Origin of the sequence: Parabacteroides sp. D25, from assembly GCF_000307475.1 — a bacterium.
Taxonomy (GTDB): Bacteria; Bacteroidota; Bacteroidia; order Bacteroidales; family Tannerellaceae; genus Parabacteroides; species Parabacteroides distasonis.
The window spans coordinates 219,235-240,505 of record NZ_JH976505.1 but is presented as its reverse complement, the minus strand read 5'-3'; the positions used below and the strand labels follow the sequence as shown (position 1 = coordinate 240,505).

Sequence of the window (21,271 nt, the reverse complement as noted above, 5' to 3'; positions counted from 1 at the left end):
TTATTCTTTATACTTTTTCACAACATTCATTATATCTTTTTCTCTTCTTGCCATTGAAAATAATGTTTCAATCCTACTATGAGCCGCAATACTAATACTCTCTAAATCATTATTCCAATAATCCTCTATAACATTAGCAATAGTTTCCGGTAATGTATTCCTTATTATTATTCCTGCATTTCCAACAACATTTAGAACTTCTCCAACATCTGTTGTTACGACTACAGTCCCACAACTCATAGCTTCCGCAATAGCTAACCCAAACCCTTCATATCGTGAAGGTTGTAAATAGAAACGACAGCTTTTCAAATAACACAATTTTTCCTTCTCTGAGATTTCACCTAAAATACTAATATAAGCATTTAAACCTTTCTCTGATATATATTTCTTCACTTCATCAAAAGCATCTCCTTTATGTCCTGCAATATTAAGATGCATATCTAACTTATCTTTCAATAATTCAACCGAATCTATAATCTCATACAAACATTTTCGTTTCACATTTTCTTTTCCTGTCCAACAAATAGTAAACAATTCATTTCCTCTATTGCAATACATTCCCCTTGAATACTTTACAGTATCTATACAATGTGGAGAATATACTATATTTTTAAGATTCCAATCTTTATAAATTTGTTCATACTCATTTCTTGAGACTAGAATATTTTCATTTGCATATTTAATAGAAAATTTAATCAATAACCTTTCTAATAACGGTCTTCTATAGTAATCCGAAGCAACCATTGGACACTTATAATTAAAAGTTCCTGTTATTACAACTTTTTTCCTCAACAGCTTTGAAACAAATACAGGAAAAAAGGCATATGTCCACCACCAAACAAAAATTACATCTGCACTCCAATCTATTTCGCTATATTTAGTAGCTATCGTCAAACTGGGATCTATTTTTTTTAAGATTTTAATATCCTGATTATAGAATTCGACTATAAATAGCTTACTCTTATCTGATATCTTACAAAAGAAACATATTTTCATAATTCCGTTCTAATAAATTCAAATCATCACTTATTTGTTAATATTCAATTTAGATAACACCTCTTTTTAAAGACACTTTTACGTTAGTACTAAATTAAGTAACACCCTTTTTAAAGAGCACTTTACTATGCCCTAAACTAAATTCTATTAAAAATCAATTATAATTTTAATATTAGCAGGTATCCAATATAATTTTATCGATAATAAAATTCTGACTTCTCATGCAATTTTTAAAGTTTTTCTCAAAAACATACGCCAATAAAATTTCATGCATAATTGCCTTATAATTTCACAATCACCATTATACTATAATAAATTTAATACTCCAACATTACTTCCATATTGATTTAGTTTATTAGTTCCTTTATTACAAAATTTTCTATATCTATATCCAAATCAGAAAGAGAACGAGCATTGCGATAAGTATCTAGAGCACCATCACACAATTTCCGATGGTAATCTGTATCTACACACAGTTTCAAAATGGCTTTTTTTAGATCCAATATGCTTTTATTCCTCACTAATATGCCATTCCTATCATTTTTTACTGTAAAAGGTATAGCTGAATTATCAAACGCTATAACCGGTAGTCCGTAAGACATAGCCTCAATTAATACCATACCATAACCTTCCAGTAAAGATGGAAATACAAAACAATATGCTCGAGAATAATATGACCTCAATTCTTCATCTGATATACGCCCTACAAAAGTTACAATATCCTCCAGCCCATATAAGTGAACCAAAGACAACAGACATTTATAGTATTTTTTTTGAGAAAGATCCCCCACAATATCCAAATGAATACCAGATCTTTCCTTTTCAGACATCTGTCCTATTGCCTCCAGTAAATATAAAAGTCCTTTCCGTTGATATACAGTACCTACAAATAATAACTGTTTCAACACATAGCAAGAACATGTTGGAACATCTTTCTTGAATGCCATTTCGAGAAAAACAGTACGACTATCTGGTCTCATCTGCTTTATCAAGGAATGCGTATATGGATTGGGAGTTATAATAGCGAAAGACACACCCAATCCCAGCCATTCCAACATGTACTGTAATTGTCTTTTTATTCCAGACATTTCTTGGTACCGAAAATGATGATGAATAACATAGACTTTCAACTTAGGATAAAATATTCTGAAAAAATAAAGCAGCCAAATAGATTGAGCAAACCAACCGCTATTTAAGAATACAGCATCGTATGAACCGATTCTCCTACACGACCAGAGTATGTATGCAGGCAACAACCACTTATTAATGCGTCTAGTATGATCCTTTGTAAAAAAGGACATATCTATCTGTCCTGAAAAAAGTATTCTTTTAAAAAGATAAGAATCATATAACTCTCCTCCTGTCGTAGGATATAGATAATTCCCCGATGGATATAACACAAGTACTTTCTTTTTCTTTTTCTTTTTCATTTCCATATTATTATGTTTGATATAGACAATGTAAACCATATTATCAGCAGGGTATATATAGTATTAGAAAGAGCTGAAATATCTCCACTTGTAGCAAACTCTATTGTTAAAATATAAGCAATTCCAGAAGCATTTGGAAATCCTATCCTCTTTGTTAGATTAAATATTATAATAAGAAGAAAAGTCATCAGAAACAGGTTAAAAAGAAATATGTAAGGAGATTTAACATATGACATTATTAAAACCCCTATGACACCAGGCATAGTTGAACTGTTTTCTAATTTTGAATGCTTTATTTGCTCTTCCACATAGAATCCAGTACTCTTAAACTCAGGTCTGTATCCCCAATAATGTAATGTATCATAAAAGTAAAAAAAATCGGGGATTAATTCCAAATCATAAACATTTTGTGACGAGTTCTGTAAAATATAGGCACTGTTGGAAAAACTACTTATTCGTCCACATAATTTCCCAACCATTATATCCATGTTTGAAGTTTCACTCATCCCTCCTTGTCCCCTTAATTGTGCACGAACATTATAAGCGGAAGAGACAACAATCGGAACCAAATAGAGTATCGCTAATACAAACAAGAAATTTCGCTTCACAAAAGATTTCACCTTCTTGCCTTGCCTAAACAATAAGATGAGTAATAGAATAAAGAACCCTCCTAAAGAATGAGCAAGAATCGTGTGAATAGAAAACAAAAGAACAGTTACAGCAAGATTTTTACGGCTATTGGAAATCAGCAAATAAGCAATAACCCATGGACGTACCATCAACTTGAAGAAAGCCGAACGGATATAAGAAAAAAATCCGCCGTCTATTTCTATCGAAGTTCCCATTTGGCCATATCCAGTAAAGAGTAGACCTATATGAACCAACAATAAAAGCCATGTAATATTGCGAATTATCGCAACCTTGAACTTATCGGGTACATTTTCTGTCTCTTTAGACCTATACCGTTTATACAATCCATATATACCTATATAAGGAATGATAGTCAATACAGCTATAACCAACAAAGCAGGTAACGGAAATAACACATCACGTTGTATGAAATCCCCGTTATACACTCCCAATATAATGGTATACAAACAACTGCCAATTATTGCCAACATATATGGCAGTAAAACCAGCTTTGCACCATATGTATCTATTCTTGAGACATCAGACATAAAACTAATAAAATTGCTAACTGTTTATGATAAGATTCAACAATAGTTAACGACAAAAAGTATAAAAAAAATGTGCAATATAAGGTGATATATAGAATGCTATCCAAAAAAGAGTCTTCCTCTTAAAAGAGAAGTTTTGATGAAGAATAGCTTTTCTCACACCTTCAAAATCTTTTTTAAATGTTACGATGTATGGGTTTTCTCCTGCAGATGTTAGGATAACACATGCTTGCCTATATCGTAAAGCAGGATAAATTTCTTTAAATTGATTCTCTGATAATTTGCAACGAAGTAAATCGCAGAGTTTTTCACATTGCTCTACCAAAATTTTCACAGGACGACGTGTTAACGAGCTGTAATTTACATTTTGGACATAATGATAAAATGCTTTTGGTACATATGCCATCTTTATAGGATGTGCCAACAGGCATACACTGACATAAGTATCTTCTCCATATGACAACCCTTCCGGAAAATTCACATCATATTTGCTGTAACAAGCTCGTTTAACGAGCTTGTTCCAGCAGCTGCCATGCAGCTGCTGGAACACATCTTTTAGCATCACACAATGCTCTAATATAAATAACCGTTGCTTCACGTAAGTAGATTTCTTGGAAGTATCCCGCCATACATCACAAATTATCATATCTGCATTTTCTTCTTTTGCCTTTCCGTATAGTTCCTCCAGCATATTCGGTTCCACCCAGTCATCTGGGTCAGCGTGTATCACGTACTCGCCTCTTGCATTGTTCATTCCACACTGTCGAGCGGACGCTACTCCACCATTCTCTTTATGGAATACACGGACACGATTGTCCTTCCGGGCATACTCGTCGCAAATTTCTCCGGAACGATCGGGACTCCCATCATCTACCAGCAATATTTCATAGTCTTGAAAAGTCTGTGCTAGCAGGCTGTCTACACAACGCCGCAAGCAGGATTCCGCTTTGTAAACAGCAACAATAATAGAAATTACAGGTGTCATTTGTTATATTTATTAAACATTTTTTACTTTGAATATTATAAACCATACAGCCTATCTTAGCTAACTTTTTAATGTATCATACAACCTATATATCACTATACTATTTTCTCCCATTCATCATACTTTGAATTCTTCGAATAAAGCGATTCAAACCAAGTCCTAAAAAATAAAACATAGATAAAAGAATGAGTGTATACAAAATCGTAATAAACACTCCATATACAAAAGAAGATAAAGCACTTTCAAATGAGTGCATTGGGACAAATTTCAATACAAAATAAATAAGTATTATACTAACAATTGCAACACTTAAATGCTTAACGTACATAATTATATACAATTTCAATCGTTGTTTCAAAGCTTTTCGAAACAAATAATAAGGTTTCCAACAAAAAACAACAAGAAATAAACTTATCAACACACCCAACAATACACCATTTAACCCCCAAAAATATCCTAATAACACAGACAAACAGATATTGATAGAAGCCTCCGTAACTGGAGCAAAAATATCACCAAACAAACCATAAGCATTGATATAAGCATCCACGGTCGTACGGTTTAATTGAATAAACAAAGTAACAGTCATCAATAGCAATGTCATGGTATCCATCACATATTCATTACCCACCCAAAGTATTATAAATAAAGGAGTCAACATAAACACTCCAAAACACATTATACAAGTGAATAGAAAACGAACAGAGAATAATTCCTCAAACACCGACATAATCTGTTTACGATTTCCCTCTGCCACTAAATTCCCAATTCCTGCGTTCATGCTATTAAAAATGGCAGTCATCAAAGTTTGAATCCCAAGGATAACCAACATGTAATTGCCATATAACGCCACTACAGTTAGTGTAGTATAGGCGTAAATAATGATCGGACTAGTTTGTGTCAAAGCAAAGCTACCGATCTTATGAAAAAACAATTGCTTAACTTTCTTAATAATAGCTGGATACTTTCTCGATAATTCCCGACCTCGTCCTAATTTAGTTTCTAGAAATGGATAAGTCTGCCAGACCATTCTATTTAACACCAACGAAGCTACGATCGCAAACACAATCTCCAATACCAACCACCATACATAACCGTCTCTCAAATATCGAATCGCCAATATCTGACAAAGGGTTTTAATCAACATCGAGGCCTTATAGCTATACTGGATCTTATACTCTTTCTGGTCAGCGGATAAAACGATCTGCTTATAATTAACAAAATAACTCAGCAATGCACTAACTAGCAGCACTCCGAAAGAAGCATACGCATACCATAAGGGTAACGGCATCTTAGCGAAGATCCAAGGGAAAAACGCCATCAACACGAGACTTCCCACTATCACGATCCATGCGATACGCCGATACAACCAGCCTTGCAAGGAAACAATCTCATTGATAGCAACCGTATCCTTCTCTAATAAAGGCTTATATAATGTACAAGCAATGGCTGATCCTATTCCTAATTCCGCAAGGTTCAAGAACTGAAGCAAATTGGTAGCCGTAGTATTCAGTCCCAAGATCTCTGCCCCAAGATAATCCAAGAATACCTTACGGGAGAAAAATTGAAGAACCAGATTAATAAAATAAAAAGCCAAGGCTACCAAACTATTTTTTATACTTTTCGAAGTTCGTGAGTCTGTTACCATTGCTACAAAGAATTGTGTTTAATACAAAAATTGCTCTCCATGATAAAGAGCATACGCACGTAGAGGAACAGCGTATTCTTCGCTATCCGCTTATTATTCTCTGATTTACTAGGAATAAAGACAAGTACACAAACCACTCCCATCCCGCCGGTAAACCAGTAGGGCAAAAAACGAGTGTCTTGATTTAAAATGAGTTTAAACTATATTTATCGTGATAAGTCACCGAGACAAATCCCTCAGCATAACACAAATAGTGGAGTACAAATCCGGAACCTCCTTTTGAAGACTATAAAGTATCACGCTTGCGTCAATATCAAAATAATGATGGACAATGATATCTCTCATCCCTTTAATATCCTTCCAGTTTACAGCCGGATATTTAAGAAGTAATTCCTTATTCGTTATTTTGTCTAGATTTTTGATTGCCTCACCTACAGCGACAAGTTTCATACAAACACTATCCAATAGAATCATACCAGACTCATTCATATAAAAATCATCAACCTTATGAATATGCGAAGTTCTTGCCATTATCATTGAAAGAGTATCCTTTATCTGCGACAAGGTATCCAAGGCCAACTCCGTATCAAACATAGATTCCCTCCCTCTCGATTCGTTTACGAAGCAACTGATTCATCCGGTCTCTAAGACGGATGATATCCACCGGGCTTCCCAACAATTCTTCCAATTCATTTTTCAAATGGGAGAGAGAGAAAAGCCCTTGCGCCTCACCCTCGTAATAAATGTCCACATCACTGCTTTCCGTCTGTTGATCACGAGCTACAGAGCCAAAGATACCCATCTTCAAGATTCCGTACTTTTTGCCTTTACGAACCTTGAAGTCTCTTAATAACGCTAGGATCTCTTGTCTCGACTTCATAAGAAAATAGAATATTGACAAAGAAACAAATAAATATCCAATTATGCAATCATTCATAAACCAAAACACCTACCCTTCCCCCAGCACATACTTCACAATCGCCCGCCGGATATTGCGCAAGCTCTTGCCTTGCTTGAAGGGGAGCAGGGGGATGATGGCGTTGATGAATTCCTTGCTCTTGATAAGTTTGGCCGGTTCCACGCAGTCGCAAAAGACCTCGTTGAAAAGGTCGGTCAGCACCGTTTGGCAGAGGGTGGCCACATCCGGGCATTGGGCGATTCGCTTTACGAAGTCGTGACGTACCTCCTCGTCTTGGATATAGGAGGCTAATAAATCACACGGCTCCGGATCCGGCCTCACGTCCTTTTCCGAAACGACCTCCGGCTTTTCTCCCGGGTCCAAGCAAATATATTGAATGGCAAACATGGCGTTGGGCAGCACCTGTATGTTCTCGCCATGGATGTGCAGCACACACGGGCTCGCTTTCTCTTCACTCATATCTTCTTCTTTTTCCTGTCACCGAATTACTTTTATGCGCAAATAACTTACCGATAGGTGCAAATAACTTACCGGACCGTTTTTTCTCACTCTTTTACCTTTCCTTTACCAGCCTAAACTTTAAATCAAACGAGTTAATGAAAGAATGTATCATGTCCTTTTTCAACGCCCCCATCTCCAATCAAGTGCCGAGTGGCGTGACCAGTGTCAAACAGTTGCATACCTATATCACCTCCAACGAGTGGCTGAAAGAACGAACGCTCAGCGTACAGGACGCTTTGAGCGACGAGAAACGGTTCCGCAAACTGAAGCAAAACTTACTGCCATACGTCACACCGGCCGGGGTCTTCTCCTATCGCAAGGAAGACCGCCTGTTATTCCTTTCCGGAGAGTTTGTCATCGATATCGACCATCTCCCCTCGCCGGAGGAAACCCTCCACTGGCGAGACACCTTGTTCGCCGATAATAAACTGAGACCGGACCTAGCTTTCGTCAGCCCAAGCACCACAGGCGTGAAACTGCTCGTCCCCTACCGGCTCTCACCCAAGGCTTCCATAGAGGAATCTTTTGATAAGGCACGGCTATCAGCATGGGAATACCTGAAATGGAAATACGGATTGAATGCGGATGCCTCAAACGCCGATCTCTCACGGGCGTGTTTCCTCTGCCATGATCCCTCCGCTAAGCTGCGGGAGAGTTGATAGTTGACAAATGACAGTTGACAGTTTAAATCATAAATTATAACTTATAAATCAAATGAATCCATTATCAGATTTAGAGCGGCTTGTCGCCGCCATCGAACACCAAGGGGCGAACATCGCTCCCACTTACCAAGAGTATATGCCGATCGCCTTCGCCACCGCCAACGATTGCGGGGAAGCGGGAAGGACGTTCTTTCATCGCATCTGCCGCCTGTCCGAGAAATACCTCTACGAAGAAGCGGACAAGCTATACGACCACGCCCTCAAAGCGGGCAACGGGCGCAACGGATTAGGCTCCGTCTTCCACTGGGCCGAGATTGCCGGCGTAAAAACGGACAAGCAACTGGCCGACACCTTCCGCCAATACCCGAGGGAGAACAAGAATCCTTCAAACCTTCAAGCCCCTCTCACACCCACACACGCACATACGTACGCACGTGAGGACTTGCCACCCGCTTTCCCGGATTATCCGTGGCCCCCGTTCATCAAGCAGATGATCGATTGCGGGAACTCCATCGCCCAGCGTGACATACTCCTGCTGGGAGTATTCACCGTACTCGGGGGCACCTTGAACAAGCGGGTACGGGTGTTATACGGACAAAAATACATGTATCCATGCCTACAAACCTTCATCGTAGCGCCTCCCGCCTCCGGAAAAGGAGCCTTGACATGGGTCAGGCGCCTAGCTGAACCTATTCACGAGGAGATGATGGCCCGCTACAAAGACAGCCTAAAGAATTATCGGGAGGAAAAGAACCGATGGGACTCACTCGGCAAGAAACGCTCCGAGACGCTCGAGCCGGAACAACCGCCCCTCAAGATGTTCCTCATAGCCGGCGATAACTCGGGTACCGGTATCCTAGAGAACCTCATAGAGGCCGACGGCGTGGGGCTGATCTGCGAGACCGAGGCGGATACCGTGAGTACCGCCATCGGAGCGGATCACGGCCATTGGAGCGATACCTTGCGTAAATGCCACGACCATGAGCGACTGGCTTTCAACCGGCGTACCAATCATGAGTACCGGGAATGCGATGAGTCTTATCTCAGCGTATTGCTAAGTGGAACCCCTGCGCAAGTAAAGCCGCTGATCCCCTCGGCGGAGAACGGCCTGTTCTCTCGCCAGTTATTCTATTTCATGCCACCCATCAATGAGTGGATGGACCAATTCGATTCGGAAAGCGAGGATTACGGCCTACGCTTCGCCACATGGGGAACACAATGGAAACAGGTACTGGACCTGATTAACGGATCGGTCCAAACGATCCAGCTAAGGCTATCCGAGAAACAGAAAGAGCTGTTCAACCAACGGTTCGCCCAGTTATTCTCCCACGCCGGTTACGCCCATGGAGGTTCCATGCGAAGCGCCGTGGCCCGTATCGCCATCAATACCTGCCGGATCCTGAGCATAGTAGCCCTGTTGAGAGCCTTGGAGAAATTCCTCCCTCCCCAACAAAAAATTTTCAATTCTCAATTTTCCATTTTCAATTCCCCCGGTCTCTCCCCCGCCCCGGAGATCCCCATCGAGAATATCAAGGATGGTATCGTCCCCAAGCTGGACCTGCGGGTCACCGACGAGGATTTCCAAGCCGTACTCACGCTCATAGAGCCTCTTTACCGCCATTCGAGCTATGTGCTGGGCTTCCTGCCTACCTCCGAGGCCGTCCCTGTCCAGACCTCTCCTGAACAGGCTTTATTCAATGCCCTCCCAATGATGTTCTGCCGTCGGCAGGCCGTGGACGTGGCAGCGAAGAACGGCATACCCGAGAAAACACTCGACTCCTCCCTCAAACGGATGCTGGAGAAGGGAACACTGATCAAGACCGCACGGGGCGAGTACGCTTTCTCCTCGCACGTGTGTGTGCGTGAGAGACGCCCGAAGGAATGAAGGAATGAAGGAAATGCCTCTACTGTCATCGCCCGTAAGCACTACCGTCGCAGCCCTACGCCAGTACTGGCGTTGTCTGATGCCAGTACCGGCATCGCCGCTCGCCTATACCGACGGGTGGCGGTGTCTCCTCTCAAGGACGACCCAAGTAACGGAAGATCAGCTCCACTTGGAGGGAGGTGAAGACCCGTTGCCTCGGGCGGTAGCCCGTATCACCAAGCTCCCGGGTCAGCCGATCGTTATACCGCATCCATTCCGCCAGCCGGTTCAGGGCCGAGACGGGGCTGATCTCGGGGGCGTAGGCCATGGCCAGCTCCCGCTTGGAATAGGGCCGCACGGGCCACTCGTCGATTTGTGTATATCCTGTTCGCATATCGTTCGCATTTTTAAGATTTATCTTATTGGTATAAAGATACTTAAAACATACGACACGAACAACTATACGGAGGTCTATTTTTCAGTATATCTCCTCTTTTATCTCCCTTATTCATCCACTGTCAGCGGTATTCATTTCAGAGGAAACCGAATGTCGTACATTCGTTATCGAAAACAAATCGATTTCATTTTCAATTTTCAATTATCAATTTTTAATTATCAAATCTATGGCTTTAAATTACAGCGTGTCCCTTCGGACCAACCCTATCAAGAAAGACGAGCCGGCGAAAGCGTACGCCACGGCACAGATCAATGGTGAGCTATCGCTCAAGCAGCTGAGCCGCCGGGTATCCATGCAAACCACCGTCAGCCGGGCGGATGTGGTGGCGGTATTGATCTCCACTGTCGAGAACCTGCTCGATGCCCTCCAAGAGGGGAAACAGGTGGATTTCGGCGAACTGGGTAAATTCCGGCTCCATATCCTCAACGAGGGTGCGGAGAGTCTTGAGAAATTCACATCTACAAACATCACCGGGGTTAGTATCCAGTATATACCGGGCGAGGACTTGAAGAATGTCTTCGCCGGGCTAGAGTTCCAACCTGTGGCTACTCGCAAGGCTCAGCAAGCGGTGCTCCGTGCGGAGAAGGCTGGGGAGACTACCGTGGATATCTCGAAGAAGCCGGCTGCTGGGGGTGGGGATTCGGAGTCGCCTGATGAGATCTAACGTGTCACTTTTGGCTTGACCCAAAAGTAACCAAAAGGTCAAGGCTGACGCTGACGGGCTACTTCGAGACCTACGCTCGCTGTCGCATCCCAACTCGCTTCGCTCAGACAGGGATGCTCCTCACGCTCGCTACGGTCTCTTCGCTTGACGCCCGTCCGCTGAGGCCGTCCGAAGGAAAGCGAAGCTTTCCTCTTATATCAGCCGGGATATCATTATTCAATTCATTATTCATTATTCACTATTAATTATTAATTATCATGAAAAAGTCCGTATGGAGTACTATTATCAAAGTGATCATCGCCGTAGCTACCGCCATCGCAGGGGCACTTGGCATCCAATCCTGTATTCTCTAATTTTCAATTTCCAATTATCAATCTTCAATTATCATGGGTAAGGCTTATTGTTTCTACCAGAATTACAGGGAGGTTCGCCTCCTTGTAATTCATTGCTCGGCTACACGATATGACAGGGATTTTCCTGTGGAGGCGCTCCGTTCATCGCACAAGGCACGGGGATTCGCCGATATCGGCTATCATTTCTATATCACACGGGACGGGGAGCTACATCGTTGCCGACCGGTCAACCAGATCGGGGCGCACGCAGCCGGATGGAACGACAAAAGTATCGGTATATGTTACGAGGGAGGACTCGACGAACAAGGCCGTCCAGCCGATACCCGGACCTACGCCCAGCGCTGTACCTTGATGGATCTGCTACGGCAATTACGAAGGGATTACCCGGAGGCACGCATCCTAGGACATTACCAACTTAGCCCCTATATCCGTAAGGCTTGCCCCTGCTTTGACGCAAGGGAGGAATACGGGGAGATCTAGCATTAGAATTTCTTACCAAAGGCTATATTCAAGAAGGTCTTCACCAATATCTTGAAATCGAACAGCCAAGAGCGATGCTCCAGATAGAACAGGTCGTAACGCAAGCGGCGGAGCATCTTATCGACCGTGTCCGTATACCCATTGTAGAGCGTGGCGTAAGAGGTCACCCCCGGACGGATCTGGTAGAGGTAACGGTAACGGGGATCACGCTCCATGATCTGGTCGATGTAGAACTTACGCTCGGGACGGGGACCGATAAAGGACATGTCTCCCACGAAGACATTCCATAACTGGGGCAGCTCGTCCAAGTGATGTACCCGGAGGAATTTTCCGACACGGGTCATCCGGGGATCTGCCCCACCCTTGTAAAGGGCCGGACCGAACTTCTCCGCATCCAGACGCATACTGCGGAACTTATAGATGTTGAACGGGCGACCGAAACGACCGATACGCTCTTGCTTAAAGATCGCCGGGCCTCCATCCTCCCGCTTTACGGCGATATAACAAAGTAAAAACAGCGGGAAGAATACGATCAAGGCCAAAAACGCCAACGCACAATCCCCTATACGTTTTACATTACGTTGGAACATACCCATCCCATCCGGGATGAATCGCTCCGGTTCCTCTCCCTCACTTTTTCCTAATGGTGTAGTTTTCTTTTTTTCAGCACTCATACTCTCTCACTTAATAAAGGTAGTCCCTCCACCTCGCCGGCGTGCCATTCACGGTAGTCGGCCAAGGAAAATCCGGGGACGGTCAATAGCTTGTAATCCGACTCGTCTCTTCTCAAGATATGTTTGCGGGCGTACGAGCGGAGCGAGCGATCCGTAACGGACACCATCACGATCGGGAACGGGTAGGCGAACAGGCGCAGCGGCATGGTCTCGCTATCCGGAAACGCACGATACAACTGATAGCCCGAACACTCAAAAGCCACCCAGTAAGCCCCCGTACAATACAGGTGTATTGAGTTTTGGTTCGCACGCTCACGATCCATGATCTCTGTCAAATGCTCACGCAACAGGTTCATCAGCCGGATGCCCGAAGGAACGCCGCATGTCTCTCTCTCTTCTCTCATATCTTTTATTTATCGCCGTTCCCGTGCCCGAACCAACGGTCGTAATCACGTAAACGACGTATCAACACGGTCTTGCTCCTCTTGGGCGAGGCCTCGTCCTGCCAAGGGTCAACCAGCTCGTGCGCCATGCGCTGATAGAGGCTGCTGTCCGTACAGCCGTACAGCGTGACCAGCAACAAGGCATGCGATTGCAGCGCTTTTATCACCGGGAGCATGCTGCGCATCGTGGAGCGCAAACGATCGAACTCATCCTCATCGCCCAACAACCTATAAGCAGGAAGGAGCAACGAGTAAAGCTTGCAACGGATCACGTCGGTCTCAGCACGGAGAGAGGCGTAGCCACGCAGGACCTCACGGGCCAGACGGGCATCCTCATCCACTACCACGCCAGAGGCATGGTAACGCCCCAAGGCATCGTGCAAGCCCTCCGACAGACGGTCGTTGTCCAAATGGGTATACACGTGCTTGCCCCCCGTGTTCAGCTCGATCAACTCATACTCCCCCGCTCTCACCTCGAACAAGGGGACCCACAGACAGTCGAGGATACGCACCATCACGTCCTTATGCCCACCGCCCGGCTGCACCACCACCTCCGCCTCCATGTCGGTAAAAGGGCCGGAGGTGATACGCACACGGTCGCCTTTCAACAAGCGGCCGCTATCTGGCACATACACGGGAAGCTCGTTGGAGTAAGACGCCGCGACCCAACGCAAGGTATCCATCTCACGATCCGAGAGGTACGGGAAATAGGACCGCCCGCCGGAGGAAACCCGGGGGAGGAAATTATACAGGGGAAGCGTACGCTTCAGGCGGAAGATCTCGTCCTCCGAGGCGTGGACGAACACGTAGTTGTACAACAGGGGCCGTTTCGTGTTGACCATCTTGCCGCCCACCTTCCTCGCCTCGACATACGAGGGGGAGAAATACTCGAACAAGGCCTCCCCACGACGCTCACGGCGGGAAAGCTCAGCGTCCAGCCCCTTCGAGGGGCTGATCCTGTCACGCCCGCCACCGGCGGTAGGAAGCGTGAGCACGTACCAGCGGACAGCCTCCTGATCACGTCGCTTCAGAACATGCGCCATGAACCTATCCGAGCACTTGCCTGTCAATATATCCATCTCTATGATTATCTTTTCTAGTGGTTATCCCGTGGCCCGAAAACAGACCCCACGGCAATTCAGAGCCCTACCAAGAATCATTTATATCATCTTGATAAACAGTACTTTATATTTTCAAATATGGCATTACTGAAAATTACCATCTCTTGAAATCTTAGGCTACTTGGGGAGTAGCCTAAAGGTGCGAGAACGGTTATCACCCGGTTGTAGAGACGGGGCGTGCCCCGTCTCCCACTGTCTGATAGTATCTTTAAGTTACCATTTGGAGGGGATGAGACGGGGCACGCCCTGTCTCTACAGGAATGTATGTTCGATTTTTAGAAGGGACGTGATGATGTAGGAAATACGAGATCATTTCGTCTCTATTGCCATGTCTATACACTAGGAATAAGAACGAAGATTTAAGGAGAATCAAGGCCGGAGCACAAACTAAAACTAATGATTGCTTGTTATTTGCTATTTTTTGCTACATTTGCACCGTGAAATGAACGCTACTCCCCAAGTAGCCTCAACCCACCTCTGGCATATAATTATATACATTCTCAAAGCAAGACTTGTTTACCACCGTCATTTTCTCCAACGAGAAACTTCTCAGATAAATCTGGGTTGTCTTGATGGATTTATGCCCCAATAACTCGCTGATCATCTCAATGGGGACATTTTGCTCCTTCAATGCCATGGCAAAGGAATGACGGATCGTGTAGGAAGTCACATCCGAGGCTATTCCCGCAACCTCCTTCAACGTCTTCAAGTTCCGGTTAAACCGGGACAAGGCCGCATTGTACTCGAGATATTCCTCATGGCCGTTCTTCGTCCCACTTAAAAAGGGAAATAAATAGCCGGAGCCTCCACCCCTCTCACCTGCCAGCTCCTTATACATAGCCTCCGCCGTATCCAAGACCTCCAACCGCATAGAGGTCCCGGTCTTCTGGCGATTGTAATCCAATATGCCGTTCTTGATATTACCCCTATTCAAATGGGCGAAATCAACGAACGACATCCCCCCATATTGAAACATCAAGCAAAGCGTCAGCTGTGTCTTCCTCAACTTCTCTCCTTTTACCGGGACAGTCATCAAGCGATTCAAATCTCCCAGAGGCAAGGACTTCTTGCGCTGGCTTTCCACACCCGTAAAAACCCCCTTGAATAAAGAGGGGATAAACGCCGCCTCGCCATTCTCCACCGCCTTGTTATAGATACAACGCAAACGGCGGATATACGTGGAGACCGTATTACGCATGCAGCCTTTCTCCAGCAAATAAGCCTCGTACCGGCGAAGAGTATCCTTATTTATATATGTATATGGGATACGATCCGTCCCGCTATACCGTATAAAAGAGTTCATCGCATCCTGATAACTTTTCGCCGAGGAATACCGTCCTTCCTTTTGTAACAGACTTATATACTCTCGCATCCCTTCCACCAAATCTTTCTCATCCATATCTCTCTATTTTAAATTCCAATTGAAAACAAACACGCAAAATTAGACATCCTGACAAATTATATCTTTTGCGGCAAGTTGTTTTATTGACGAATAGCCACTATATTTGTACGTTGTTTTAAACAGAGTACAGACTAAATTAAAAAGTAAAGCATATGCACAATTGGTTTGAATGTAAGGTCTCTTACGAGAAAATGCTGGAAAATGGCATGCAGAAAAAAGTAACCGAGCCTTACTTGGTAGACGCCCTGTCTTTTACGGAAGCGGAAGCTCGCATCATCGAGGAGATCCGCCCCTTCATCACGGGTGAATTCACGGTAACAGACATCAAACGAGCTCGTTTATCCGAATTATTCTTCAACGAGAATGGTGATCGGTTCTATAAGATCAAGGTTTATTTTATCACGTTGGACGAGAAGAGCGGAGCGGAAAAGAAAACCGCCGCACAAATGCTTGCCCAAGCCACTACGCTGAAAGAGGCCATCGCCGTATTGGAAGATGGAATGAAGGGTACATTGGCGGATTATACCATCGCCTCGGTAACGGAAACCCAGTTGATGGATGTATTCCCATTCGATGCGAACAGTATTCCCGGCGAGAAGAAAAGTGGCGAGGAACTGATAGCGGAGCAAAAACAACAAGCTGAACAAAGAGGATAAAAACATGAGTATCGCTCAAAACATAGTACAACTGAAAACGTCGCTCCCGCAAGGGGTGACGTTGGTTGCCGTCTCTAAGTTTCACCCGGTGGAGGCTCTATGGGAGGCTTACAACGCCGGACAGCGGGTGTTTGGCGAAAGCAGGGCACAGGAACTGAGCGCCAAGCAAAAAGTACTACCTGAGGATATCGAATGGCATTTTATCGGCCCGTTACAAAGCAATAAGGTAAAAGATATCGCTCCTTTTATTCATTTGATCCATAGCATAGACTCCTTGAAGCTTTTGGCTGAGGTGAATAAACAAGCGAAAAAATACGACCGCACGATCCGGGTATTATTGGAGATCCATGTGGCGCAAGAGGAATCCAAGCACGGACTCAGTCCTGAGGAATGCAAGGAGTTGTTGCGTGACGAGTCCTTGGCTGAATTCCAGCATATTCGTATTTGCGGATTGATGGGCATGGCTACCAATACCGATGATACGGGGTTGATACGGGAAGAATTCCGCAAGATCCATGATTTATTTATCGAACTGAAAGAGACGCTCTGTAAAGATAATGTCGATTTCAAGGAGATATCCATGGGGATGAGCCATGATTACCCGATCGCTATCCAAGAAGGAAGTACCTTGATACGGGTGGGTACCAGTATCTTTGGCGAACGGGAATATTAAAGTAATTATTAAATCTAAATATAGGCAACATGATTGACATTAAAACCCAATACGCGGGGTTGACACTTCGCAATCCGATTATCGTAGGGAGCTCCGGACTCACCAATAAGGCGGAACGTAACAGGGATTTTGAGAAAGCAGGCGCTGGAGCTATCGTATTGAAATCTCTTTTCGAAGAGCAGATCGAGATGCAGAGCGAGGCTTTGATGCAAGACTCCGATTACCCCGAAGCGGCGGATTATATCCGTGGTTATGTAAAAGCGAATCAAGTAAATGATTATCTGGAACTGATCAAGAAGAGCAAGGAATTATGTACGATCCCCATTATCGCCAGCATCAATTGCTATAAGGCGGACGCTTGGATCGACTTTGCCCGCCAAATTGAGTTAGCGGGAGCGGACGCTTTGGAATTGAACGTGTTCTTCATGGAAACCGAGCTGACCGAAGATTTCGAGAGTATCCGGGATACGTATGTCAGTATCATCCGCAAGGTAAAAGAGACCGTATCGATTCCGGTTATCATGAAGATCGGAAAGAATTACAGCAATATTCCTTCACTGGTTAATTTGTTGAAAGTAAACGGTGCTGATGGTGTCGTGCTATTCAACCGTTTCTACCAGCCGGATATCGACATCAATAATATGCAGATCGTTTCGGGTAATGTATTTAGCAATCATTCCGATTTGAGTGACACGATTCGCTGGACGGCTATCGTATCCGGAAAGATCCCGGGAATCAGTATCGCTTCCTCTACCGGTGTGCATGATTGGGAAGATGTCGTTAAATGTCTATTGGCCGGCGCTTCCGCCGTACAGATGTGTAGCGCTGTCTATACACATGGAGCGGAAATCATCTCCCAAGTATTGACTTGCGTGGAAGAGTGGATGCATCAAGCACATTACCAATCCCTTTCCCAATTCCAAGGCAAATTGAATTACGCCAATATCCCGAACCCGGCGATGTATGAGCGTTCACAATTCATGAAATATTTCTCCAACAGAGATTAAAAGAAATACCTAGTAGTAGAGACGGGGCGTGCCCCGTCTCATCACCGTCTGAATAGTATCTTTAAGTTACCATTTAGCTGGGATGAGACGGGGCACGCCCCGTCTCTACTATAGGATAATATACAATAGTCTTAATTACTTTCTACTAGAAAGTATTTTTATTGAAAAATAGTTATATCTTTGCATCATCAAACAAGTTATAAAGAAATATGGAACCAATTTGCGCCATAAAGGATATCTATAAGATACTGTACCAGTTCGAGAAAAATTTCTCGGAAGTACATGCTATCACCATCAACGAGGCCATGTTGCTTTGTTGCTTAAAGGATAATGAGGCAAAGTCGGCGGGAATGATTTGCGATTATATCGGTCTTTCAAACTCCCGGGTCTCAAAGGTGATCACCTCCGTCGAGAACAAGGGGTTTATCCGCAGGAACATCAATAAAGAGGATAAGCGGCAAATGTTTTTCTCGCTCACCCCAAAAGGGAAAGAGAAAATACAACAGATGATGCAGGCCGAGCTAAACATGGACAGCCTGTTCAATCAACTCAAAGAATACATACAGAAGGGATGAATCCCTTTTTTTAACTAATTATTGTCTACTAACAAATATGTATAATACAAATTAAATAAAAACAGATATGAAGTACTTGATTATTGGAGGTGTAGCCGGTGGAGCTACCGTAGCAGCCCGGCTGCGTAGAATGGACGAGAAAGCGGAAATCATCCTTTTCGAACGTGGAAAATATGTTTCTTACGCAAACTGTGGATTACCTTATTATATAGGAGACACGATCAACGACCGGAATAAATTATTCGTACAAACCGTGAAAGGCTTCACGGATCGATTCCGCATCGATATCCGTACGGAGCAGGAAGCAACCCGACTCCTTCCCGAATCCAAGCAAGTGGAGGTAAAGAAACTCGGCACAGGAGAAACCTACACGGAGACTTACGATAAACTAGTGCTCTCTCCCGGTGCGGAGCCTTTGCGTCCACGCATCGAAGGAATCGAGAGTAAAAAGATATTCACGTTACGTAACGTGCCGGATACGGACACGATCAAGAATTACGTGAACACGGAAAAGCCCCGTACCGCCGTTGTTGTAGGGGGTGGTTTCATCGGCTTGGAGATGGCGGAGAATTTGCATGAGCTGGGTATCCACGTCACCGTCGTGGAAATGGCTAACCAAGTGATGGCACCCCTCGACTATTCCATGGCCGCTATCGTACATCAGCAATTGATCGGCAAGCAGGTAGGCTTGATGCTGGAAGATGGCGTATCTCGTTTCGAGGAGATTTCTGGAGGCGTGACCGTTCATTTGAAAAGTGGGAAGCAAATCCCGGCGGATATGGTTTTATTGAGTATCGGTGTCCGTCCGGAAACCCGATTGGCCAAGGAAGCGGGACTTACGATCGGAGCACTCGGCGGTATCGCTGTCAATGAATATATGCAGACCTCGAACCCGGATATTTATGCGTTGGGAGATGCCGTGGAAGTACGCCACCTCGTGACAGGCAAACCAGCCTTGATCCCATTGGCGGGTCCAGCGAATAAGCAAGGACGTATCGTAGCCGATAATATCGTATCCGGCAATAAGGAAACTTATGACGGGACGATGGGAACCTCTATCGCCAAGGTATTCGACTTGACGGTCGCCACGGCGGGAGCTAACGCTAAGCTGTTGAAACGGGAAGGAATCGCTTATCAATCCTCCTATACGCATGGAGCCTCGCATGCGGGATATTACCCGGGAGCCGTGCCTTTATCGATCAAGATATTGTTCGCACCGGAAGACGGACGACTGTTAGGGGCGCAAGTCGTAGGTTTCGGAGGCGTAGACAAACGGATCGAGATGTTAGCGCAAGTTATCCAGCGGAAAGGTACGGTCTATGACCTGACGGAGTTGGAACATGCGTATGCTCCTCCTTATTCAGCCGCTAAAGATCCCGTAAATATGGCCGGGTTCGTAGCGGAGAACCTACTTACGGGAAAAGCGAAAGCGATCCAGTGGAGAGAGATCCAGAACTTATCGCCAGATACCGTACGTATCGATGTCCGTACCCGTGACGAGTACAGCTTAGGGACAATCCCCGGCTTCATCAATATACCGGTTGATGAGTTAAGAGAACATTTGGCGGAACTGCCTAAGGATACACCGATCGTAGTAACTTGCGCTGTTGGATTAAGGGGCTATTTGGCTTATCGCATCCTGACTCAAAATGGCTTCACGAATGTCCGAAATCTATCCGGTGGTTACAAGACTTGGAATGTAGCGACAGCAAAGATCAAGAATGAGCCAGCCTGCGCACCTTGTTCGTCCGAAGCTGTTTCTGATAAGGCATCTGGTAAAAGTAGCTCTTGCAAATCGACTCCGGCAGCTACGGCGATTAAGGTAGACGCTTGCGGATTAATGTGTCCGGGACCGATCATGCAGCTGAAAAAAAACTATGAGAACTTGCGGGAAGATGAGTCTTTGGAAATCACCGCAACGGATCAGGCTTTCGGGAAAGATGTCTCTTCATGGTGCAAGATAACCGGGGCAGAGTTAGTCTCTCTGGAAAATAAGGGAGGTACGATCGCCGCCACGGTACGAAAAAAAAAAGCTGAATGCAAAATAGCGACAGGTGGTAATAGTGCCGACAACAAGACATTGATCGTTTTCAGCGATGACCTCGATAAGGCGTTGGCCTCATTCGTCATAGCGAACGGGGCTGCCTCCACCGGAAAGAAGGTGACTATGTTCTTTACTTTCTGGGGGCTTAACGTGATTAAGAAACGGGAAAAACCTGCCGTATCAAAAGATATCTTCGGCAAGATGTTTGGCTGGATGCTTCCGGCAAATAGCGAAAAGCTGAAACTATCTAAAATGAATATGGGTGGAGCCGGCAGTTGGATGATGCGCCTTATCATGAGGAAGAAACGGATCGACAGCTTGGAAAGCCTTATGGCACAAGCCGTAGAGAATGGTATCGAGATGATCGCCTGCACGATGAGTATGGACGTAATGGGCGTCAAAAAAGAAGAACTGATGGATAACGTTGTCCTAGGAGGCGTAGCCACCTATCTGGAACGTGCGGAAGATGCGAACGTAAACTTATTCATCTAAAAAATACGCCAATGTGCTCTCCTTTAAATCAGTATATATTTAGCGAA

Annotated in this window: 24 protein-coding genes; 10 read left to right on the top strand and 14 right to left on the bottom strand. The window is 44.5% G+C overall.

The window, feature by feature from the left end:
• The 8 genes from HMPREF0999_RS15475 to HMPREF0999_RS15440 form a co-directional block, all read right to left on the bottom strand.
• A complete protein-coding gene (locus tag HMPREF0999_RS15475) occupies positions 1–996 on the bottom strand; it encodes a glycosyltransferase family 4 protein (RefSeq protein WP_009017765.1) in 996 nt (331 codons plus the stop codon).
• Between the two features lie 347 nt (positions 997–1,343).
• The gene (locus HMPREF0999_RS15470) at positions 1,344–2,426 is read right to left on the bottom strand and encodes a glycosyltransferase family 4 protein (protein WP_009276326.1); all 1,083 of its coding nucleotides are present in this window, start codon (positions 2,424–2,426) and stop codon (positions 1,344–1,346) included.
• Positions 2,423–3,604 (bottom strand): oligosaccharide repeat unit polymerase, encoded by a 1,182-nt coding sequence (gene wzy / locus HMPREF0999_RS15465; RefSeq protein WP_005855761.1) that lies wholly within the window; start codon positions 3,602–3,604, stop codon positions 2,423–2,425. Before wzy ends, HMPREF0999_RS15470 begins: the two co-directional genes overlap by 4 nt.
• Before the next feature lie 46 nt (positions 3,605–3,650).
• A complete protein-coding gene (locus HMPREF0999_RS15460) occupies positions 3,651–4,589 on the bottom strand; it encodes a glycosyltransferase family 2 protein (RefSeq protein ID WP_009276325.1) in 939 nt (312 codons plus the stop codon).
• 100 nt (positions 4,590–4,689) lie between these two features.
• A complete protein-coding gene (locus HMPREF0999_RS15455; protein WP_029257227.1) occupies positions 4,690–6,237 on the bottom strand; it encodes a lipopolysaccharide biosynthesis protein in 1,548 nt (515 codons plus the stop codon).
• Between the two features lie 219 nt (positions 6,238–6,456).
• Positions 6,457–6,831, bottom strand: a complete 375-nt coding sequence (locus tag HMPREF0999_RS15450; protein ID WP_005855755.1) for a DUF86 domain-containing protein — start codon at positions 6,829–6,831, stop codon at positions 6,457–6,459.
• On the bottom strand, positions 6,824–7,117 hold the full coding sequence (locus HMPREF0999_RS15445; RefSeq protein WP_005855753.1) for a nucleotidyltransferase family protein: 294 nt from the start codon (positions 7,115–7,117) through the stop codon (positions 6,824–6,826). The genes HMPREF0999_RS15450 and HMPREF0999_RS15445 overlap by 8 nt, the downstream gene beginning before the upstream one ends.
• A gap of 69 nt (positions 7,118–7,186) precedes the next feature.
• Positions 7,187–7,615: a hypothetical protein gene (locus HMPREF0999_RS15440; protein ID WP_005855752.1), complete on the bottom strand. Its 429-nt coding sequence runs from the start codon at positions 7,613–7,615 to the stop codon at positions 7,187–7,189.
• Positions 7,616–7,752: 137 nt separating this feature from the next.
• Between HMPREF0999_RS15440 and HMPREF0999_RS15435 the strand changes: the two genes are divergently transcribed.
• Together HMPREF0999_RS15435 and HMPREF0999_RS15430 are read left to right on the top strand one after the other, a co-directional pair.
• Positions 7,753–8,316, top strand: coding sequence for a BT4734/BF3469 family protein (locus HMPREF0999_RS15435; RefSeq protein WP_005855750.1), 564 nt, complete (start codon positions 7,753–7,755; stop codon positions 8,314–8,316).
• A 55-nt stretch (positions 8,317–8,371) separates the two neighbouring features.
• Positions 8,372–10,204, top strand: coding sequence for a DUF3987 domain-containing protein (locus HMPREF0999_RS15430; RefSeq protein WP_009276323.1), 1,833 nt, complete (start codon positions 8,372–8,374; stop codon positions 10,202–10,204).
• Positions 10,205–10,337: 133 nt separating this feature from the next.
• Here HMPREF0999_RS15430 and HMPREF0999_RS15425 read toward each other — a convergent pair whose 3' ends face one another.
• Positions 10,338–10,577, bottom strand: a complete 240-nt coding sequence (locus HMPREF0999_RS15425; protein ID WP_005855745.1) for a DUF4248 domain-containing protein — start codon at positions 10,575–10,577, stop codon at positions 10,338–10,340.
• Between the two features lie 229 nt (positions 10,578–10,806).
• On the opposite strand from HMPREF0999_RS15425, the gene HMPREF0999_RS15420 reads away from it, so the two are divergent.
• Positions 10,807–11,304 (top strand): HU family DNA-binding protein, encoded by a 498-nt coding sequence (locus HMPREF0999_RS15420; RefSeq protein ID WP_005855743.1) that lies wholly within the window; start codon positions 10,807–10,809, stop codon positions 11,302–11,304.
• Positions 11,305–11,407: 103 nt separating this feature from the next.
• Here the strand turns inward: HMPREF0999_RS15420 and HMPREF0999_RS23175 are convergent, their stop codons facing one another.
• A complete protein-coding gene (locus HMPREF0999_RS23175; RefSeq protein WP_009276322.1) occupies positions 11,408–11,536 on the bottom strand; it encodes a hypothetical protein in 129 nt (42 codons plus the stop codon).
• Positions 11,537–11,561: 25 nt separating this feature from the next.
• On the opposite strand from HMPREF0999_RS23175, the gene HMPREF0999_RS22515 reads away from it, so the two are divergent.
• Together HMPREF0999_RS22515 and HMPREF0999_RS15415 are read left to right on the top strand one after the other, a co-directional pair.
• Entirely contained in the window at positions 11,562–11,657 is a 96-nt protein-coding gene (locus HMPREF0999_RS22515) for a smalltalk protein (protein ID WP_005855736.1), read from the top strand.
• A gap of 33 nt (positions 11,658–11,690) precedes the next feature.
• Positions 11,691–12,137, top strand: a complete 447-nt coding sequence (locus HMPREF0999_RS15415; protein ID WP_008778242.1) for an N-acetylmuramoyl-L-alanine amidase — start codon at positions 11,691–11,693, stop codon at positions 12,135–12,137.
• A gap of 2 nt (positions 12,138–12,139) precedes the next feature.
• Here HMPREF0999_RS15415 and HMPREF0999_RS15410 read toward each other — a convergent pair whose 3' ends face one another.
• From HMPREF0999_RS15410 to HMPREF0999_RS15395, 4 genes are all read right to left on the bottom strand, one after another.
• Positions 12,140–12,811, bottom strand: coding sequence for a sugar transferase (locus HMPREF0999_RS15410; protein ID WP_009276321.1), 672 nt, complete (start codon positions 12,809–12,811; stop codon positions 12,140–12,142).
• The gene (locus tag HMPREF0999_RS15405) at positions 12,808–13,215 is read right to left on the bottom strand and encodes a hypothetical protein (RefSeq protein ID WP_009276320.1); all 408 of its coding nucleotides are present in this window, start codon (positions 13,213–13,215) and stop codon (positions 12,808–12,810) included. Before HMPREF0999_RS15405 ends, HMPREF0999_RS15410 begins: the two co-directional genes overlap by 4 nt.
• A 5-nt stretch (positions 13,216–13,220) precedes the next feature.
• Complete coding sequence (locus tag HMPREF0999_RS15400) at positions 13,221–14,333, bottom strand: transcription termination/antitermination protein NusG (protein ID WP_009276319.1); 1,113 nt, start codon at positions 14,331–14,333, stop codon at positions 13,221–13,223.
• Between the two features lie 508 nt (positions 14,334–14,841).
• Entirely contained in the window at positions 14,842–15,774 is a 933-nt protein-coding gene (locus HMPREF0999_RS15395) for a tyrosine-type recombinase/integrase (RefSeq protein ID WP_009276318.1), read from the bottom strand.
• A gap of 155 nt (positions 15,775–15,929) precedes the next feature.
• Between HMPREF0999_RS15395 and HMPREF0999_RS15390 the strand changes: the two genes are divergently transcribed.
• The 5 genes from HMPREF0999_RS15390 (at position 15,930) to HMPREF0999_RS15370 (ending at position 21,224) form a co-directional block, all read left to right on the top strand.
• Positions 15,930–16,433 carry a DUF4494 domain-containing protein gene (locus HMPREF0999_RS15390; RefSeq protein WP_005855722.1) on the top strand — a complete coding sequence of 168 codons (504 nt, stop codon included), beginning with the start codon at positions 15,930–15,932 and terminating at the stop codon, positions 16,431–16,433.
• Positions 16,434–16,437: 4 nt separating this feature from the next.
• Positions 16,438–17,106 (top strand): YggS family pyridoxal phosphate-dependent enzyme, encoded by a 669-nt coding sequence (locus HMPREF0999_RS15385; protein ID WP_008771730.1) that lies wholly within the window; start codon positions 16,438–16,440, stop codon positions 17,104–17,106.
• 29 nt (positions 17,107–17,135) lie between these two features.
• Complete coding sequence (locus HMPREF0999_RS15380; protein ID WP_005855718.1) at positions 17,136–18,113, top strand: dihydroorotate dehydrogenase-like protein; 978 nt, start codon at positions 17,136–17,138, stop codon at positions 18,111–18,113.
• Between the two features lie 209 nt (positions 18,114–18,322).
• Positions 18,323–18,688: a MarR family winged helix-turn-helix transcriptional regulator gene (locus HMPREF0999_RS15375; RefSeq protein ID WP_005855716.1), complete on the top strand. Its 366-nt coding sequence runs from the start codon at positions 18,323–18,325 to the stop codon at positions 18,686–18,688.
• Between the two features lie 67 nt (positions 18,689–18,755).
• The gene (locus HMPREF0999_RS15370; protein WP_009276317.1) at positions 18,756–21,224 is read left to right on the top strand and encodes a DsrE/DsrF/DrsH-like family protein; all 2,469 of its coding nucleotides are present in this window, start codon (positions 18,756–18,758) and stop codon (positions 21,222–21,224) included.
• Positions 21,225–21,271 lie beyond the last annotated feature (47 nt).

Bases quoted from the DNA above. Each gene is read 5' to 3' on its own strand.
- HMPREF0999_RS15475 (WP_009017765.1), bottom strand. From the start codon at position 996: ATGAAAATATGTTTCTTTTGTAAGATATCAGATAAGAGTAAGCTATTT.
- HMPREF0999_RS15470 (WP_009276326.1), bottom strand. From the start codon at position 2,426: ATGAAAAAGAAAAAGAAAAAGAAAGTACTTGTGTTATATCCATCGGGG.
- wzy (WP_005855761.1), bottom strand. From the start codon at position 3,604: ATGTCTGATGTCTCAAGAATAGATACATATGGTGCAAAGCTGGTTTTA.
- HMPREF0999_RS15460 (WP_009276325.1), bottom strand. From the start codon at position 4,589: ATGACACCTGTAATTTCTATTATTGTTGCTGTTTACAAAGCGGAATCC.
- HMPREF0999_RS15455 (WP_029257227.1), bottom strand. From the start codon at position 6,237: ATGGTAACAGACTCACGAACTTCGAAAAGTATAAAAAATAGTTTGGTA.
- HMPREF0999_RS15450 (WP_005855755.1), bottom strand. From the start codon at position 6,831: ATGTTTGATACGGAGTTGGCCTTGGATACCTTGTCGCAGATAAAGGAT.
- HMPREF0999_RS15445 (WP_005855753.1), bottom strand. From the start codon at position 7,117: ATGAAGTCGAGACAAGAGATCCTAGCGTTATTAAGAGACTTCAAGGTT.
- HMPREF0999_RS15440 (WP_005855752.1), bottom strand. From the start codon at position 7,615: ATGAGTGAAGAGAAAGCGAGCCCGTGTGTGCTGCACATCCATGGCGAG.
- HMPREF0999_RS15435 (WP_005855750.1), top strand. From the start codon at position 7,753: ATGAAAGAATGTATCATGTCCTTTTTCAACGCCCCCATCTCCAATCAA.
- HMPREF0999_RS15430 (WP_009276323.1), top strand. From the start codon at position 8,372: ATGAATCCATTATCAGATTTAGAGCGGCTTGTCGCCGCCATCGAACAC.
- HMPREF0999_RS15425 (WP_005855745.1), bottom strand. From the start codon at position 10,577: ATGCGAACAGGATATACACAAATCGACGAGTGGCCCGTGCGGCCCTAT.
- HMPREF0999_RS15420 (WP_005855743.1), top strand. From the start codon at position 10,807: ATGGCTTTAAATTACAGCGTGTCCCTTCGGACCAACCCTATCAAGAAA.
- HMPREF0999_RS23175 (WP_009276322.1), bottom strand. From the start codon at position 11,536: ATGAATAATGAATTGAATAATGATATCCCGGCTGATATAAGAGGAAAG.
- HMPREF0999_RS22515 (WP_005855736.1), top strand. From the start codon at position 11,562: ATGAAAAAGTCCGTATGGAGTACTATTATCAAAGTGATCATCGCCGTA.
- HMPREF0999_RS15415 (WP_008778242.1), top strand. From the start codon at position 11,691: ATGGGTAAGGCTTATTGTTTCTACCAGAATTACAGGGAGGTTCGCCTC.
- HMPREF0999_RS15410 (WP_009276321.1), bottom strand. From the start codon at position 12,811: ATGAGTGCTGAAAAAAAGAAAACTACACCATTAGGAAAAAGTGAGGGA.
- HMPREF0999_RS15405 (WP_009276320.1), bottom strand. From the start codon at position 13,215: ATGAGAGAAGAGAGAGAGACATGCGGCGTTCCTTCGGGCATCCGGCTG.
- HMPREF0999_RS15400 (WP_009276319.1), bottom strand. From the start codon at position 14,333: ATGGATATATTGACAGGCAAGTGCTCGGATAGGTTCATGGCGCATGTT.
- HMPREF0999_RS15395 (WP_009276318.1), bottom strand. From the start codon at position 15,774: ATGGATGAGAAAGATTTGGTGGAAGGGATGCGAGAGTATATAAGTCTG.
- HMPREF0999_RS15390 (WP_005855722.1), top strand. From the start codon at position 15,930: ATGCACAATTGGTTTGAATGTAAGGTCTCTTACGAGAAAATGCTGGAA.
- HMPREF0999_RS15385 (WP_008771730.1), top strand. From the start codon at position 16,438: ATGAGTATCGCTCAAAACATAGTACAACTGAAAACGTCGCTCCCGCAA.
- HMPREF0999_RS15380 (WP_005855718.1), top strand. From the start codon at position 17,136: ATGATTGACATTAAAACCCAATACGCGGGGTTGACACTTCGCAATCCG.
- HMPREF0999_RS15375 (WP_005855716.1), top strand. From the start codon at position 18,323: ATGGAACCAATTTGCGCCATAAAGGATATCTATAAGATACTGTACCAG.
- HMPREF0999_RS15370 (WP_009276317.1), top strand. From the start codon at position 18,756: ATGAAGTACTTGATTATTGGAGGTGTAGCCGGTGGAGCTACCGTAGCA.